This window comes from Streptomyces sp. NPDC059718 (assembly GCF_042733315.1).
GTDB lineage: Bacteria > Actinomycetota > Actinomycetes > Streptomycetales > Streptomycetaceae > Actinacidiphila.
On sequence record NZ_JBHWGA010000001.1, the window covers coordinates 410,419 to 427,488 of the forward strand.

Consider the following 17,070-nt stretch of genomic DNA (forward strand, 5'->3'; position numbering starts at 1 on the left):
GCCCCCGCCGGTGGGCAGCAGCTACGGCAGCGGTTTCGTCAGCTTCTTGCCGTCCACCTTGTTGCTGAGGGTCAGGGAGCAGGAGATGGTGTCCTTGCCCTGCACCTGGTAGCCCGAGAGCTTCGGGTACAGCGCGTAGTAGTAGTACCCGGGGTTGTCCTTGACGTCCTTCAGGCGCTTGGCGGCGTCCGCCTCGCACAGCTTCAGGACCTTGGCCTTGAGCGCGGCCTCGGTGTCGAAGGTGCCCGTGATGGTCTCGTTGGCGATGACCTCGGCGTCGTGCGGGCCGTTGCAGGAGACCGTCGTGACCTCGGTGACGCCGCTGTCCAGGCCCGGATCGTCGAAGCACTGGCCGGGGCTGAGCACGACGTACTTGCGGAAGGTCTCGGAGGGATCCGGCTCCGTGGACGCGGTCGCGGTGTCCTGCGTGGCGGGGGCCGAGGCGGTGGGGCTGCTACTCGTGGACCCGGTGGCGCCCTTGTCGTCGTCCTCGCCGCCGCTCAGCGCGATCGCCAGGCCGCCGACCACGACGGCTATCAGGACGACCGCGCCGATGACCATCGCGGCCACCTTCGCGCCGCCACCGCTGCGCGGCGGCTGCGGCGGGTAGCCGTAACCGCCGCCCTGCTGAGCAGGCCCGGGGAACTGCGGCTGGTTCTGGTACGGCGGCATCGGCTGCGGCTGGTACTGCGGCTGCGGCTGGGGCTGGTACTGCGGCGGGCCGAAACCCCCCGGGGGCGGCCCGAAACCGCCGCCCTGTCCGGAGCGCGGGTCGTCGGGCGGCGACGGCGGAGGAAAACTCATGGACGAAGCATGCCCCATACGGGTGAGCGGGGTGAGGGCAGGAGCCGAAGTCACGCCGCCCGCAGCGGGCAGAATGGGGGTATGGAATCCCCGCTCGACCCAGCCGTCGCCGCCCGTCTCAAGCGCACCGCCGACGGCCTCGTCCCCGCCGTCGCGCAGCAGTACGACACCGGCGAAGTCCTCATGCTCGGATGGATGGACGACGAGGCGCTGCACCGCACCCTCACCACCGGCCGCTGCACCTACTGGAGCCGCAGCCGCCAGGAGTACTGGGTCAAGGGCGACACCTCCGGGCACGTCCAGCACGTGAAGTCCGTGGCCCTGGACTGCGACGGCGACACGATCCTCGTCAAGGTCGACCAGGTCGGCGCGGCCTGCCACACCGGCGACCGCACCTGCTTCGACGCGGGCGAACTGCCGCTGGCCTGAAGCGGCCGCGCCCGGGCACTAGGCTGCGGAGCATGACCACGGGCACCGTCACCCCCGACCTCGACACCTTCCGCAAGCTGGCGCGGGACCGCCGTGTCATCCCGGTCAGCAGGAAGCTGCTGGCCGACGGGGACACCCCGGTCGGCCTGTACCGGAAGCTCGCCGCCGAGCGTCCCGGCACCTTCCTGCTGGAGTCCGCGGAGAACGGCCGCTCGTGGTCCCGCTACTCGTTCGTCGGCGTCCGCAGCGCCGCCACCTTGACCGAGCGCGACGGCCAGGCCCACTGGCTCGGCACGCCGCCGGTCGGCGTGCCGGCCGGCGGCGACCCGCTGGAGGCGCTGCGGGCCACGATCGAGGCCCTGCACACCCCGCGCGACCTGCACGACGACGCCGGCCTGCCGCCGTTCACCGGGGGCATGGTCGGCTACCTCGGCTACGACGTCGTACGCCGTCTGGAGCGCATCGGCGACCACGCCCGCGACGACCTGGGCCTGCCCGAGCTGACGATGCTGCTCACCTCCGACCTGGCGGTGCTCGACCACTGGGACGGCTCGGTGCTGCTGATCGCCAACGCGATCAACCACAACGACCTCGACACCGGCGTCGACGAGTCGCACGCCGAGGCCGTGCGGCGGCTCGACGCCATGACCGCCGACCTGGCCCGTCCCGTGGACTCCGCGCCCGCCGAGCTGCCGCCGTCCCGGCTGCCGGAGGAGGTCACCTCGCGCTTCGGCGGCGCCGCGTACCAGGCCGCGGTGGAGACGGCCAAGGAGTACATCCGGGCCGGCGACGCCTTCCAGGTCGTGCCCTCGCAGCGGTTCGAGACGCCCTGCCCGGCGACCGCGCTCGACGTCTACCGCGTGCTGCGGGCGACCAACCCCTCGCCCTACATGTACCTGCTGCGCTTCGACGGCTTCGACGTCGTCGGCTCCAGCCCCGAGGCGCTGGTGAAGGTCGAGGACGGCCGGGCCATGGTGCACCCCATCGCGGGCACCCGCCCGCGCGGCGCGACGCCCCAGGAGGACCAGGCGCTCGCCGACGAACTGCTCGCCGACCCCAAGGAGCGCGCCGAGCACCTGATGCTCGTCGACCTGGGCCGCAACGACCTCGGGAGGGTCTGCGAGCCCGGCAGCGTCGAGGTCGTCGACTTCATGTCGATCGAGCGGTACAGCCACGTCATGCACATCGTCTCCACCGTCACCGGCAGCCTCGGCGCCGGCCGCACGGCCTTCGACGTCCTCACCGCCTGCTTCCCCGCGGGCACCCTGTCGGGGGCGCCCAAGCCGCGCGCGATGCAGATCATCGACGAGCTGGAGCCCACCCGGCGCGGGCTGTACGGCGGCGCCGTGGGCTACCTCGACTTCGCCGGGGACTCCGACACCGCCATCGCCATCCGCACCGCGGTGCTGCGCGACGGGACCGCCTACGTCCAGGCCGGCGCCGGCATCGTCGCCGACTCCGACCCGGTCAGCGAGGACACCGAGTGCCGGAACAAGGCCGCCGCGGTGCTCCGCGCCGTCGCCACGGCGGGCCGGATGCGCGGCGGGGCGTGACCGCCACCGGCGGGACCCGCGTGCCGGGGCGCGGAAGCGAGAGGGGATAGTGGTCCGGTGAGCAGTTCCGTACCCCAGTCCGTACCCCAGCCCCGCACCGTCGCAGAACCGGCCGCCGGGCCCGCACCCCGCCGGACGGCCGGCCGCGGCAGCCTCGTCCTCGCCCTGGCGAGCGGCGTGGCCGGCGCCGCGGTCGTGCTGCTGGCCTCGGGCAAGACCTGGCAGAAGGGCAGCGCCCCGTTCGCCGGCGGCGGGATGCCGGTCAGTGTCTCCGGCCACCAGGTCACCGGGGTGCCGGGCGCGCTCGCGCTGGTGGGACTCGCCGCCCTCGTGGCGGTCTTCGCCGTACGGGGAGCGGCCCGGCTGCTCGTCGGCGGGCTGCTCGCGCTGTGCGGGGCCGGGGCCCTCGCGGCGGCGCTGCTCGCGCTCGGCGACACCGCGGCCCTGGACGCCGCCGCGGCGACCGCCAGCGGACTCAGCCGTACGACCGTCACCGGGGCCGCCACCAGCGCCTGGCCGGGCGTCTGCGCGGCCGGTGGCGCGCTGCTGCTGTTCGCAGGCGCCGTCGCCCTCCTCCGCGCGCGGACCTGGCCCGGGATGTCGAACCGGTACGACCGCGACACCCCGGGGGCGTCGCAGCCCGTCCGTACCGCCGCACCCGCCGCCGGCGAGGAGCGCCCCGAGGACCTGTGGAAGGCGCTGGACCGCGGCGAGGACCCCACCGAGGCGCCCTGACGCGCCGGGCCACCCCCCGCGCGCGGAGCGTGAGCGGAACGGGGGACAATGGCGCGTGACGCGCGCCATCGCGCGGGCGGAGCAACTGACGACCCTTTTGTAGAACGACTTGGGAGCACTCATGGCGGGCAACAGCCACGGACACACCCCTGCCGCCTGGACCGGCGTGACCATCGCCTTCATCGGCTTCTGCGTCGCGGCTGCCTTCGTCGTCCTGGCGGAGCCGATCGGTATGTTCGCCGGCCTGGCGGTCGCCGCCCTGGGCGGTCTGGTCGGTCTCGGCATGCGCGCCGCGGGCCTCGGCAAGCCGGTGCCTGAGAAGCAGCACGGCTGACCCGGGCACGGACTCCGCAGCCGCCGCCGGCGCATCCGCCGGCGGCGGTTGCGTCCTTTCCGGCCACCCCGGGTGTCCCCGGCGGGCGCGGCGCGGGACAATCACCGCGTGACCGAGACCGCCGCCAGGCCGAAGCCGATTGCCCTCGCCGCCCCGCTGGGCGTGCTCGGCGGTGTCGCCGCCGCCTTCGCGTACGTCGGCACCTTCGACCCGAACGAGGCCGGGCACTACCCGGTCTGCCCCCTGCTGCACTACACGGGCCTGTACTGCCCCGGCTGCGGCGGGCTGCGCAGCGCGTACGCGGTCGTGCACGGCGACTTCGGCACGGCGTTCGGCCTCAACGCGCTGGCCGTGGCGGGCTACTTGCTCTTCGCCGTGGTGTGGACGGTCTGGCTCACCCGGACGCTGCGCGGCCGGCCCTTCTCGCTCGCGCTGCGGGCCGTCCACTGGTGGGCGATCACGGGTGTCGTGCTGCTCTTCACCGTCGTCCGGAACCTTCCGTTCGGGACCGCGCTGGCGCCCTGACCAGCGACGAAGGGGCGCCCGGACGGTCCGTCCGGTGGGCCCCCGCCCCGCCGGATGCGGGTCCTCCGCCCACCGGCGGTTACCATCGCAGTGCTGGTGGAACATCTCACTGGCTTGATCGTTTCGCTTTCGGAAGGGGTCCTCTCGCGTGAGTGTGCTCGACGAGATCATCGACGGAGTCCGTGAGGACCTCGCCGAGCGGCAGGCCCGGGTCTCCCTCGACGAGCTCAAGGAGCGGGCGGCCAAGGCGCGCGACGCCAAGGACGGCGTGGCGGCCCTGCGCGGGGACAGCGTCAAGGTCATCTGCGAGGTCAAGCGGTCCAGCCCCTCCAAGGGTGCTCTGGCCGCCATCGCCGACCCCGCGGGCCTGGCCGCGGACTACGAGGCGGGCGGCGCCGCCGTCATCTCGGTCCTCACCGAGCAGCGCCGCTTCGGCGGCTCGCTGGCCGACCTCGAGGCCGTCCGGGCCAAGGTCGACATCCCCGTGCTCCGCAAGGACTTCATCGTCACCGCCTACCAGCTCTGGGAGGCCCGCGCCTACGGTGCCGACCTGGCGCTGCTGATCGTCGCGGCGCTGGAGCAGGATGCGCTGGTCTCCCTGATCGAGCGGGCCGGGTCCATCGGGCTCACCCCGCTGGTCGAGGTGCACGACGAGGAGGAGGTCGAGCGCGCCGTCGACGCGGGCGCCCGCATCATCGGCGTCAACGCGCGCAACCTCAAGACCCTCGAGGTCGACCGCGGCACCTTCGCCCGCGTCGCCCCGGAGATCCCGGACCACATCGTCAAGGTGGCCGAGTCCGGCGTCCGCGGCCCGCACGACCTCATCGCCTACGCCAACGACGGCGCCGACGCCGTCCTCGTCGGCGAGTCGCTGGTGACCGGCCGCGACCCCAAGGCCGCCGTGGCCGACCTCGTGGCCGCCGGCGCGCACCCCGCGCTGCGCCACGGACGGGGCTGACCGGCTCCATGACGACCTACGCGCGACTGGCCCGGGGCTGCCGTCCCCGTGGCTGCCGCGCGCCCGCGCGGCGCGTCCTCGGCCGCCGCGTGCGCTACCACATCGGCTGCGAGCCGGGTCAGATCAACGGGCGCCGATGGCGCTGACGGCAGCGCCGTCCTCCTGATGACCGGGGCACGGGCGTGCCCACCGGCGTACCGCCGGTGAGCGTCCCGTCGTGCCCCCGGTCGCGGGCGTGCGCATGCCGCCGGCGGCGCCGAACGCGCCGTAACGTGACCATTGGTACGCGAAACCCTGGGGGCTGCCGACGCGCGCCCCCGAAGGAGCCGAGAACGTCATGTCCGAAGACTTCTTCATCCCCGACCCCGAGGGCCGGGTGCCCAGTGCCGAGGGCTACTTCGGCCGGTTCGGCGGCAAGTTCATCCCGGAGGCGCTGGTCGCCGCCGTGGACGAGGTCGCCGTGGAGTACGACAAGGCGAAGTCCGATCCGGCCTTCGCCGCGGAACTGAACGACCTGCTGGTGCACTACACCGGCCGCCCGAGCCCGCTCACCGAGGTGCCGCGGTTCGCGGAGCACGCCGGCGGGGCGCGGGTCTTCCTCAAGCGGGAGGACCTCAACCACACCGGCTCGCACAAGATCAACAACGTGCTGGGCCAGGCGCTGCTCACCAAGCGCATGGGCAAGACCCGGGTCATCGCCGAGACCGGCGCCGGCCAGCACGGCGTGGCCACGGCCACCGCCTGCGCCCTGTTCGGCCTGGAGTGCACCATCTACATGGGCGAGATCGACACCGAGCGCCAGGCGCTCAACGTCGCCCGCATGCGCATCCTCGGCGCCGAGGTCATCCCCGTGAAGTCGGGCAGCCGCACGCTGAAGGACGCGATCAACGAGGCGTTCCGCGACTGGGTCGCCAACGTGGACCGCACCCACTACCTCTTCGGCACGGTCGCGGGCCCGCACCCGTTCCCGGCGATGGTGCGCGACTTCCACCGCGTCATCGGCGTCGAGGCCCGCCGCCAGATCCTGGAGCGCGCGGGCCGGCTGCCGGACGTGGTCGCCGCCTGCGTGGGCGGCGGGTCCAACGCGATCGGCCTGTTCCACGCCTTCATCCCGGACGAGTCCGTGCGCCTGGTGGGCCTGGAGGCGGCCGGCCACGGCGTGGAATCCGGCGAGCACGCGGCGACGCTCACCGTCGGCGAGCCCGGCATCCTGCACGGCTCCCGCTCCTACGTCCTGCAGGACGACGAGGGCCAGATCACCGAGCCCTACTCGATCTCGGCCGGCCTGGACTACCCCGGCATCGGCCCCGAGCACGCCTACCTCAAGGAGACCGGCCGCGCCGAGTACCGTCCGGTCACCGACGACGAGGCGATGCAGGCGCTGCGCCTGCTGTCCCGCACCGAGGGCATCATCCCGGCCATCGAGAGCGCCCACGCCCTCGCCGGCGCGCTGGGGGTCGGCCGGGAGCTGGGCGAGGAGGGCCTGGTCCTGGTCAACCTCTCCGGCCGCGGCGACAAGGACATGGACACGGCCGCCCGCTACTTCGGGCTGTACGACGAGGCTGAAGGAGCACAGCGGTGAGCGGGCGGATCGAGCTGCTGGACCGGACCCTGGCCGGGGCCAGGGCCGAGGGGCGCGCCGCCCTGGTGGCCTACCTCCCGGCCGGCTTCCCGACCGTGGAGGGCGGCATCGAGGCGGCGAAGGCGGCCCTGGAGGGCGGTGCCGACGTCCTCGAGATCGGCCTCCCGCACAGCGACCCCGTGCTGGACGGCCCGGTCATCCAGACCGCGGACGACATCGCGCTGCGCGGCGGCGTGCGGATCAAGGACGTGCTGCGCACGGTGCGGGAGGCGCACGCCGCGACCGGGAAGCCGATCCTGGTCATGACGTACTGGAACCCGGTGGACCGCTACGGCACCGAGCGTTTCGCGGCCGAGCTGGCCGAGGCGGGCGGCGCGGGCTGCATCCTGCCGGACCTGCCGGTGGAGGAGTCCGAGGTGTGGCGGAAGGCCGCCGAGCAGCACGGACTGGCCACCGTCTTCGTGGTCGCCCCGAGCAGCCGGGACGAACGGCTGGCGAAGATCACGGCGGCGGGCTCCGGCTTCGTCTACGCGGCCTCGCTGATGGGCGTCACCGGCACCCGCGAGAGCGTCGGCGCCGAGGCGGCCGACCTGGTGCGGCGCACCCGCGCCCAGACCGAACTGCCGGTCTGCGTGGGCCTGGGCGTCTCCAACGCCGCCCAGGCGGCCGAGGTGGCGGGCTTCGCGGACGGGGTGATCGTCGGCTCGGCGTTCGTCAAGCGGCTGCTTGACGCGCCGGACCTGGAGCAGGGCCTGGCCGGGGTGCGCGAGCTGGCGGCGGACCTCGCCCAGGGTGTCCGCCGGTAGCGGAGCCTCACTCTTACGGGCGAAACATGGGCCGGGGGTACGCGCGAGCGTGCCCCCGGTTCGTTGTGCCTGGGTGTGAGCGAGAAGAACCGTGAAGGAAAGCGCAGTGCCCGGGACCGGCTGCAGGAGCAGCGCGCGGAGGACGAGCGCCGGCACAAGCGCAAGAGGACGCTGATCGTCGCGGGCTCCGTGGTGGGGGTCCTGGCCGTCGGCGCCGTCATCGGGGTCGTGGTGGCGGGCAGCGGCGGTGGTTCCGGCGCCCCGGCCGTCACCCCGGTGGGCGCGACCGGCAAGGACAAGCTGGCCCTCCCCAACGGCGCGAGCGACGCCCCGTCCACCCTGACCGTGTACGAGGACTTCCGGTGCCCGGCCTGCGCGGCCTACGAGAACGAGCTCCGCGACACCATCCACGGCCTCCAGGACCAGGGCCAGCTCAAGGTCGAGTACCACCTCGTCCGGCTCATCGACGGGAACCTGGGCGGCACCGGCTCGCTCAACGCCGCCAACGCCGCGGCCTGCGCGCAGGACGAGGGCAAGTTCCGCGCGTACCACGACGTCCTCTACCAGAACCAGCCGCAGGAGAACGACGACCACTTCGCCGACAAGACCTACCTGCTGGAGCTGGCGGGCAAGGTGCCGGGGCTGAAGACCGACGCCTTCACCACCTGCGTGAAGGACGGCACGTACGACGACTGGGTGAACGCCAACAACGAGGCCTTCGGCGCCGCCGGCTTCAACTCCACGCCCACCATCCTGCTCAACGGCGGGGAGAACCTGCTCGCCAAGGGGCAGCCCAACCTGACCGCGGACCGGCTGAAGCAGCTGGTCACCGAGGCCAACAAGGGCAAGAAGCCCGGCACCGCGACGCAGGGCGCCACCCCGCCGAGCGCGTCCGGGTCGCCCGGTGCGCCGGGATCGGCGAGCGGCTCCGCGCCCGCGGGAGGCTCTCCCGCGGCCTCGCAGGGCGGCTGAGCTCCCGCCCGTTATCCAGCCGTTGCCGGGCGGGTGCCCGCCGCACCCGCCCGGCACGGTAGCGTCGGCAGTGCCATGGAACTCATCGCCTTCATCCCCAGCCCGTCGCGCGGGGTCATCCACCTCGGCCCCATCCCTCTGCGCGGCTATGCCTTCTGCATCATCATCGGTGTCTTCGTGGCCGTGTGGCTCGGCGGCAGGCGATGGGTCGCCCGCGGCGGACTGAAGACCACGGTCGCCGACATCGCCGTCTGGGCGGTGCCGTTCGGCCTGGTCGGCGGCCGCCTCTACCACGTGATCACCAGTTACGAGCTCTACTTCGGTGAGGGCAAGGACTGGATCAACGCGTTCAAGATCTGGGAGGGCGGCCTCGGCATCTGGGGCGCCATCGCCCTGGGTGCGCTCGGCGCCTGGATCGGCTGCCGGCGCCGCGGCATCTCGCTGCCCGCGTACGCCGACGCCGTGGCCCCGGGCATCGCCTTCGCCCAGGCCATCGGCCGCTGGGGCAACTGGTTCAACCAGGAGCTGTACGGGCGCGCCACCGATCTGCCCTGGGCGCTGAAGATCGACAGTGCCCACCGGCCGGCGGACAGCCTGGACGTCGCGACGTACCACCCGACCTTCCTCTACGAGTCGCTGTGGTGCGTGGGCGTGGCCCTGCTGGTCATCTGGGCCGACCGGCGCTTCCGGCTCGGCCACGGCCGCGCCTTCGCGCTCTACGTCGCGGCGTACACCGTCGGGCGCTTCTGGATCGAGTACCTGCGCGTCGACGACGCCCACCACGTCCTCGGCCTGCGTCTGAACGACTGGACGTCGATCCTGGTCTTCGTCGCCGCCGTGGTCTACATCGTGGTCTCGGCGAGGCTGCGGCCGGGCCGCGAGGAGGTCGTCGAGCCGGCGGCCGTCGCCGCGGCCGAGGCCTCCGCGGAGGGGACGGACCCCGAGGCGAAGGCCAAGGACGCCGGGGACGCCAAGGGCGAGCAGGCGACGGACGCGGACGCCGAGAAGACCGAAGCCGGCGAGGCGGAGCCCGGCCCGGACCGGGACGAGGAGGACGGCGCCGTCCCCGTCGACGCCGAGGCCAAGCCCGCCAAGAACCTCTGACGCGTACGTCGCGCAGCCCGCGGCCGCCGTTCACCACCCTGGTGACGGCGGCCGCGGCGTTTCCCCTCCGGGCGCGTTTTCGCAGGTAAGGCAGGCTTTCCTTGCTGGAAACGCAGGGAATTCGAGCGTACGGTCGAGGCGTTCGAGGGAGGGACGCGGGGATCGCCGCCCCGGGGGAAGGAGCACATCGACCATGCCGTCAGCCGTGGAGGACGAGCGGGCCGCGCCGTACCACGTGGCGCACCACACCCACCGGGACGTCAGCGGCGGCTGGCTGCGTCCGGCCGTGTTCGGGGCGATGGACGGTCTGGTGTCGAACCTCGCGCTCATGACCGGCGTCGCCGGCGGCAACGTCGCCCCCTCGACCATCGTGATCACCGGATTGGCGGGACTCGCGGCGGGCGCTTTCTCGATGGCCGCGGGCGAGTACACCTCCGTCGCCTCCCAGCGGGAGCTGGTCCAGGCGGAGCTGGACGTCGAGCGGCTGGAGCTGCGCCGCAACCCCAAGGACGAGCTGCGCGAACTGGCCGCGCTGTACGTCGCCCGGGGCGTCGAGCCGGAGCTGGCCGAAGAGGTGGCCCGGCAGATGTCCAGGGACCCGGAGCAGGCCCTGGAGATCCACGCCCGCGAGGAGCTGGGCGTCGACCCGACCGACCTTCCGTCGCCGCTGGTGGCGGCCGGTTCCTCGTTCCTGTCCTTCGGCGTCGGCGCCCTGCTGCCGGTGCTCCCGTACCTGATCGGCGCAACGGTGGTCTGGCCCGCGGTGATCGTCGCGCTGATCGGTCTCTTCCTCTGCGGGGCGGCTGTGGCCCGTGTGACGGCGCGCAGCTGGTGGTTCAGCGGACTTCGGCAGCTCGTCTTGGGCGGAGCCGCCGCCGGGGTTACCTTCGTTCTGGGCGCGCTGTTCGGCACCGCCGTCGGCTGAGCCGGGTGACGGCCACAAGCCACTTGTTACCCGCTCGTTTCAGCGCGACCGACAGAGGGCATCAGTCTGTGGCGCCGTGGGCAGTGTCGCCTGCGTCTCACGTGAGCGATGCTGGCCCATACTGCCTGCTCGTAGCGCTGCTTAGTCCACATGATGGAACTGGCTATCCACTTTTCGGCCATCCGGCCATCATGTAACCTGCACGAAATCGCAGAGGGCCAACGTCGTCCCTAGTGCGCATGTCATATGCCAGATGACGACGACGGGAGAGCCGATGCGTTCCGCGTCCACGCACCCCCAGACCGCCGGCTCCGGTTCCGGCCGGTGGTCCCACATGGACGGGCGTCCCGCCCCCCAGGGGATGTACGACCCCCGCAACGAGCACGACGCCTGCGGCGTCGGCTTCGTGGCCACCCTCACCGGCGAGGCGGACCACGCGCTCGTGGAGCAGGCACTGACCGTGCTGCGCAACCTGGAGCACCGCGGGGCCACCGGCTCCGAGCCGGACTCCGGCGACGGCGCGGGCATCCTGATGCAGGTCCCGGACGCGTTCCTGAGGGCGGTCGCCGGCTTCGAGCTGCCCGCCGCCGGCCGGTACGCGGTCGGTACGGCCTTCCTGCCCGTCGAGGACGAGGACCGCCGCAAGGCCGTCGAGTCCATCGAGCGGCTGGCCGCCGAGGAGGGCCTCACCGTCCTCGGCTGGCGCGAGGTGCCGATCGGCCCCGACGTCCTCGGCGCCACGGCGCGCTCGACGATGCCGTACTTCTCCCAGCTCTTCGTCTGCGACGCCGAGGACGCGCGGTCCGGGATCGACCTCGACCGCCCGGCCTTCGTGCTGCGCAAGCGCGCCGAGCGCGAGGCGGACGTCTACTTCCCGTCGCTGTCGGCCCGGACGCTCGTCTACAAGGGCATGCTGACCACCGGCCAGCTCGAGCCCTTCTTCCCGGACCTGTCCGACGGGCGCATCGCCACCGCGATCGCGCTGGTGCACTCCCGCTTCTCCACCAACACCTTCCCCAGCTGGCCGCTGGCGCACCCGTACCGCTTCGTCGCCCACAACGGTGAGATCAACACCGTCAAGGGCAACCGCAACTGGATGCGCGCCCGCGAGTCGCAGCTCGCCTCGGGCCTCTTCGGCGGGGACCTGGAGCGGATCTTCCCGGTCTGCACCCCCGACGCCTCCGACACGGCGACCTTCGACGAGGTGCTGGAACTGCTCCACCTCGGCGGCCGCTCGCTGCCCCACAGCGTGCTGATGATGATCCCCGAGGCGTGGGAGAACCACGACTCCATGGACCCGGCCCGGCGTGCCTTCTACCAGTACCACTCCACCCTGATGGAGCCCTGGGACGGCCCGGCCTGCGTCACCTTCACCGACGGTTCCGTCGTCGGCGCCGTCCTGGACCGCAACGGCCTGCGCCCGGGGCGCTACTGGGTCACCGACGACGGCCTGGTCGTGCTCGCCTCCGAGTCCGGTGTGCTGGACGACATCTCCCCGGACAAGGTGGTCCGCAAGGGGCGGCTGCAGCCCGGGAAGATGTTCCTGGTCGACACGGCCCGGCACCGGATCATCGAGGACGACGAGATCAAGGCCCAGCTCGCCGCCGAGCACCCCTACGCGGAGTGGCTGGAAGCCGGCCTGATCCACCTCAACGACCTGCCCGAGCGTGAGCACATCGTGCACACCCACGCCTCGGTCACCCGCCGCCAGCAGACCTTCGGGTACACCGAGGAGGAGCTGCGGATCATCCTGGCGCCGATGGCGAAGACCGGCGGTGAGCCGCTGGGCTCCATGGGCACCGACTCGCCGATCGCGGCGCTGTCGGAGCGGCCCCGGCTGCTCTTCGACTACTTCACCCAGCTGTTCGCGCAGGTCACCAACCCCCCGCTGGACGCCATCCGGGAGGAGCTGGTCACCTCGCTGATCAGCGCGGTCGGCCCGTCCGGCAACCTGCTGGAGCCGTCGCCTGCGTCCTGTCGCAACATCACCCTGCCCTTCCCGGTGATCGACAACGACGAGCTGGCCAAGCTCATCCACATCAACGCCGACGGCGACCTGCCGGGCCTCAAGGCCGCGACCCTGTCGGGCCTGTACCGGGTCTCCGGCGGCGGCGAGGCCCTGGCCGCGCGGCTCACCGAGATCTGCGCCGAGGCCGACGACGCCATAGAGGACGGCGCCCGGCTGATCGTGCTCTCCGACCGGCACTCGGACGCCGAGCACGCGCCGATCCCGTCGCTGCTGCTCACCTCCGCCGTGCACCACCACCTCATCCGCACCAAGCAGCGCACCCAGGTGGGCCTGCTGGTCGAGGCCGGCGACGTCCGCGAGGTGCACCACGTCGCGCTGCTCATCGGTTACGGTGCCGCGGCGGTCAACCCGTACCTGGCGATGGAGTCGGTCGAGGACCTGCTGCGCGCGGGCACCTTCCTCCAGGGTCTGGAGCCCGAGGCGGCCATCAGGAACCTGATCAAGGCGCTGGGCAAGGGCGTGCTGAAGGTGATGTCCAAGATGGGCATCTCCACCGTCGCCTCCTACCGCGGCGCGCAGGTCTTCGAGGCCATCGGCCTGGACACCGACTTCGTCGACACCTACTTCCACGGCACCACGACCAAGCTCGGCGGCGCCGGCCTCGACGTGGTCGCCAAGGAGGTCGCGGCCCGGCACGCCAAGGCCTACCCCGCCTCCGGCATCGCCCCGGCGCACCGCCGGCTGGAGATCGGCGGCGAGTACCAGTGGCGCCGCGAGGGCGAGCCGCACCTGTTCGACCCGGAGACGGTCTTCCGGCTGCAGCACGCCACCCGCTCGCGCCGCTACGACATCTTCAAGCAGTACACGGACCGGGTGAACGAGCAGTCCGAGCGCCTGATGACGCTCCGCGGCCTGTTCGCGTTCAAGGACGGCGAGCGCGCCCCGATCCCCGTCGACGAGGTCGAGCCGGTCTCCGAGATCGTCAAGCGCTTCTCCACCGGCGCCATGTCGTACGGCTCCATCTCGCGCGAGGCGCACGAGACGCTGGCCATCGCCATGAACCAGATCGGCGGCAAGTCCAACACCGGGGAGGGCGGCGAGGACCCGGACCGCCTGTACGACCCGGCGCGCCGTTCCGCGATCAAGCAGGTCGCCTCCGGCCGCTTCGGCGTCACCTCGGAGTACCTGGTCAACGCGGACGACATCCAGATCAAGATGGCCCAGGGCGCCAAGCCCGGCGAGGGCGGCCAGCTGCCCGGCCACAAGGTCTACCCGTGGATCGGCAGGACCCGGCACAGCACCCCCGGTGTCGGCCTGATCTCGCCGCCGCCGCACCACGACATCTACTCCATCGAGGACCTGGCGCAGCTGATCCACGACCTCAAGAACGCCAACCCGCAGGCCCGCATCCACGTGAAGCTGGTCTCCGAGGTCGGCGTCGGCACGGTCGCGGCGGGCGTCTCCAAGGCCCACGCCGACGTCGTGCTGATCTCCGGCCACGACGGCGGCACCGGCGCCTCCCCGCTGACCTCGCTGAAGCACGCGGGTGGCCCCTGGGAGCTGGGGCTGGCCGAGACCCAGCAGACGCTGCTGCTCAACGGCCTGCGCGACCGCATCGTGGTGCAGACCGACGGCCAGCTGAAGACCGGCCGCGACGTCGTGATCGCCGCCCTGCTGGGCGCCGAGGAGTTCGGCTTCGCGACCGCCCCGCTGGTGGTCTCCGGCTGCGTGATGATGCGGGTGTGCCACCTGGACACCTGTCCGGTCGGCATCGCCACCCAGAACCCGGTGCTGCGCGACCGCTTCTCCGGCAAGGCCGAGTACGTGGTGAACTTCTTCGAGTTCATCGCGCAGGAGGTCCGCGAGCTCCTGGCCGAGCTCGGCTTCCGCTCGATCGAGGAGGCCGTCGGCCACGCCGAGCTGATCGACACCACCGCGGCCGTCACCCACTGGAAGGCGCAGGGCATGGACCTGGCCCCGCTCTTCCACGTGCCCGAGCTGCCCGCGGGCGCGGCCCTGCACCGCACCACCGACCAGGACCACGGCCTGGGCAAGGCGCTCGACAACGAGCTCATCGCGCTCGCCAAGGACGCCCTCGACAACGGCGACCCGGTCCGCGCCCAGGTCGCGATCCGCAACGTCAACCGCACGGTCGGCACCATGCTCGGCCACGAGGTGACCAAGAAGTACGGCGGCGCCGGCCTGCCCGACGACACGGTCGACATCACCCTGACCGGCTCCGCGGGCCAGTCCTTCGGCGCCTTCCTCCCCAAGGGCATCACGCTCCGCCTGGAGGGCGACGCCAACGACTACGTCGGCAAGGGCCTGTCCGGCGGCCGGGTGATCGTCCGTCCCGACCGGGGCGCCGACCACCTGGCCGAGTACTCGACCATCGCCGGCAACACCATCGCGTACGGCGCCACCGGCGGTGAGCTCTTCCTGCGCGGCACCACGGGCGAGCGCTTCTGCGTCCGCAACTCCGGTGCCACTGTCGTGTCCGAGGGCGTGGGCGACCACGGCTGCGAGTACATGACCGGTGGCCGCGCGCTCGTCCTCGGCCCGACCGGGCGCAACTTCGCGGCGGGCATGTCCGGCGGCATCGCGTACGTCCTCGACCTCGACCCGGACAACGTCAACACCGGCATGGTGAACGTCGAGGAGCTGGACGCCGACGACATCAAGTGGCTGCACGACGTGGTGCGCCGCCACCAGGAGGAGACGGGCTCCACGGTCGCCGAGAAGCTCCTCGCCGACTGGGGTCACACCCTCACCCGCTTCGGCAAGGTCATGCCGCGGGACTACAAGGCAGTGCTCGCCGCCAAGAACGCCGCCGAGCAAGCCGGGCTCTCCGAGTCCGAGACCGTCGCGAAGATGATGGAGGCGGCAAATGGCTGACCCGAAGGGCTTCCTCACCACGCCCCGCGAGACCGCTCCGACCCGTCCGGTCGAGGAGCGCAAGCAGGACTGGAACGAGGTCTACGTTCCCGGCGGCCTGCTGCCGATCATCACCAAGCAGGCCGGACGCTGCATGGACTGCGGCATCCCCTTCTGCCACAACGGCTGTCCGCTGGGGAACCTGATCCCCGAGTGGAACGACTACGCCTACCGTGAGGACTGGAAGGCCGCCAGCGAGCGCCTGCACGCGACCAACAACTTCCCGGAGTTCACCGGTCGCCTCTGCCCGGCCCCCTGCGAGTCCGCCTGTGTGCTCGGCATCAACCAGCCGGCGGTGACCATCAAGAACGTCGAGGTCACCATCATCGACAAGGCCTGGGACACCGGGGACGTCACCCCGCAGCCCCCGGACCGGCTCTCCGGCAAGACCGTCGCCGTCATCGGCTCCGGCCCGGCGGGCCTGGCCGCCGCCCAGCAGCTGACCCGGGCCGGCCACACGGTCGCGGTGTACGAGCGGGCCGACCGCATCGGCGGCCTGCTGCGGTACGGCATCCCCGAGTTCAAGATGGAGAAGCGGCACATCAACCGCCGCATCGAGCAGATGCGCGCGGAGGGCACCAAGTTCCGCACCGGTGTCGAGGTCGGCCGGGACATGCCGGGCAGCGCACTGCGCAAGCGGTACGACGCCGTGGTGATCGCCGCGGGCGCCACCCAGTGGCGCGACCTGCCCGCCGAGGGACGCGAACTCGGCGGCATCTACCAGGCGATGGAGTACCTGCCGCTGGCCAACAAGGTGCAGGAGGGCGACTTCGTCGCGCCGCCGATCACCGCCGAGGGCAAGCACGTGGTCGTCATCGGCGGTGGCGACACCGGCGCCGACTGCGTCGGCACCGCGCACCGCCAGGGCGCCCGCTCGGTCACCCAGCTGGAGATCATGCCCCGGCCGTCGGAGGACCGCCCGGCGCACCAGCCCTGGCCGACCATGCCGATGACGTACAAGGTCACCTCCGCCCACGAGGAGGGCGGCGAGCGGGTCTACGCCGTCAACACCATGAGGTTCGAGGGCGACGAGGACGGCAACGTCAAGGCGCTGCACCTGGTCGAGGTCGAGTTCCAGGACGGGAAGTTCGTCCCGCAGCCCGGCACGGAGAAGGTCATCCCGGCCGAACTGGTCACCCTCGCCATGGGCTTCACCGGCACCGACCAGCGCAACGGCCTGGTCGAGCAGCTCGGCCTGGAGCTCGACGCCCGCGGCAACATCGCCCGCGACAAGGACTTCACCACCAACGTGGACGGTGTCTTCGTCGCCGGTGACGCGGGCCGCGGCCAGTCGTTGATCGTGTGGGCCATCGCCGAGGGCCGTTCCGCGGCCCGCGCGGTGGACCACTACCTCACCGGCGCGAGCATCCTGCCGGCCCCGATCCGCCCGACGGATCGCCCGCTGACGGTCTGACCCTCCGTCACACCTGAGACGTCCCG

Annotated in this window: 15 protein-coding genes; 14 read left to right on the top strand and 1 reads right to left on the bottom strand. The window is 72.3% G+C overall.

What is annotated here, in order from left to right:
* Positions 1-21: 21 nt before the first annotated feature.
* On the bottom strand, positions 22-804 hold the full coding sequence (locus tag ACFV3E_RS01940; protein WP_500532920.1) for a hypothetical protein: 783 nt from the start codon (positions 802-804) through the stop codon (positions 22-24).
* 81 nt (positions 805-885) lie between these two features.
* Here ACFV3E_RS01940 and hisI point away from each other — a divergent pair, with 81 nt between their 5' ends.
* The 14 genes from hisI (at position 886) to ACFV3E_RS02010 (ending at position 17,044) form a co-directional block, all read left to right on the top strand.
* Positions 886-1,233, top strand: coding sequence for a phosphoribosyl-AMP cyclohydrolase (hisI, locus tag ACFV3E_RS01945; RefSeq protein ID WP_499511313.1), 348 nt, complete (start codon positions 886-888; stop codon positions 1,231-1,233).
* Between the two features lie 32 nt (positions 1,234-1,265).
* On the top strand, positions 1,266-2,786 hold the full coding sequence (locus tag ACFV3E_RS01950) for an anthranilate synthase component I (protein WP_500532921.1): 1,521 nt from the start codon (positions 1,266-1,268) through the stop codon (positions 2,784-2,786).
* A gap of 57 nt (positions 2,787-2,843) precedes the next feature.
* Entirely contained in the window at positions 2,844-3,521 is a 678-nt protein-coding gene (locus ACFV3E_RS01955; protein ID WP_500532922.1) for a TIGR02234 family membrane protein, read from the top strand.
* Positions 3,522-3,642: 121 nt separating this feature from the next.
* Positions 3,643-3,855, top strand: coding sequence for an HGxxPAAW family protein (locus tag ACFV3E_RS01960; RefSeq protein ID WP_500330558.1), 213 nt, complete (start codon positions 3,643-3,645; stop codon positions 3,853-3,855).
* A 108-nt stretch (positions 3,856-3,963) separates the two neighbouring features.
* On the top strand, positions 3,964-4,380 hold the full coding sequence (locus ACFV3E_RS01965; protein WP_500532923.1) for a DUF2752 domain-containing protein: 417 nt from the start codon (positions 3,964-3,966) through the stop codon (positions 4,378-4,380).
* A gap of 148 nt (positions 4,381-4,528) precedes the next feature.
* Complete coding sequence (gene trpC / locus ACFV3E_RS01970) at positions 4,529-5,338, top strand: indole-3-glycerol phosphate synthase TrpC (protein WP_500330562.1); 810 nt, start codon at positions 4,529-4,531, stop codon at positions 5,336-5,338.
* Positions 5,339-5,346: 8 nt separating this feature from the next.
* Complete coding sequence (trpM, locus tag ACFV3E_RS01975; protein ID WP_431959897.1) at positions 5,347-5,484, top strand: tryptophan biosynthesis modulator TrpM; 138 nt, start codon at positions 5,347-5,349, stop codon at positions 5,482-5,484.
* Between the two features lie 191 nt (positions 5,485-5,675).
* Positions 5,676-6,920 (top strand): tryptophan synthase subunit beta, encoded by a 1,245-nt coding sequence (gene trpB, locus ACFV3E_RS01980; RefSeq protein ID WP_500532924.1) that lies wholly within the window; start codon positions 5,676-5,678, stop codon positions 6,918-6,920.
* Positions 6,917-7,726 (top strand): tryptophan synthase subunit alpha, encoded by an 810-nt coding sequence (trpA, locus tag ACFV3E_RS01985; protein ID WP_500532925.1) that lies wholly within the window; start codon positions 6,917-6,919, stop codon positions 7,724-7,726. The genes trpB and trpA overlap by 4 nt, the downstream gene beginning before the upstream one ends.
* A gap of 75 nt (positions 7,727-7,801) precedes the next feature.
* Entirely contained in the window at positions 7,802-8,698 is an 897-nt protein-coding gene (locus ACFV3E_RS01990) for a DsbA family protein (RefSeq protein ID WP_500532926.1), read from the top strand.
* A gap of 75 nt (positions 8,699-8,773) precedes the next feature.
* Complete coding sequence (gene lgt / locus ACFV3E_RS01995; RefSeq protein WP_500532927.1) at positions 8,774-9,802, top strand: prolipoprotein diacylglyceryl transferase; 1,029 nt, start codon at positions 8,774-8,776, stop codon at positions 9,800-9,802.
* Positions 9,803-9,995: 193 nt separating this feature from the next.
* Positions 9,996-10,727 (top strand): VIT1/CCC1 transporter family protein, encoded by a 732-nt coding sequence (locus ACFV3E_RS02000; RefSeq protein ID WP_500532928.1) that lies wholly within the window; start codon positions 9,996-9,998, stop codon positions 10,725-10,727.
* Between the two features lie 274 nt (positions 10,728-11,001).
* Complete coding sequence (gltB, locus tag ACFV3E_RS02005) at positions 11,002-15,591, top strand: glutamate synthase large subunit (protein ID WP_500532993.1); 4,590 nt, start codon at positions 11,002-11,004, stop codon at positions 15,589-15,591.
* On the top strand, positions 15,584-17,044 hold the full coding sequence (locus tag ACFV3E_RS02010) for a glutamate synthase subunit beta (protein ID WP_500532929.1): 1,461 nt from the start codon (positions 15,584-15,586) through the stop codon (positions 17,042-17,044). Before gltB ends, ACFV3E_RS02010 begins: the two co-directional genes overlap by 8 nt.
* The last annotated feature ends 26 nt before the right edge of the window (positions 17,045-17,070 follow it).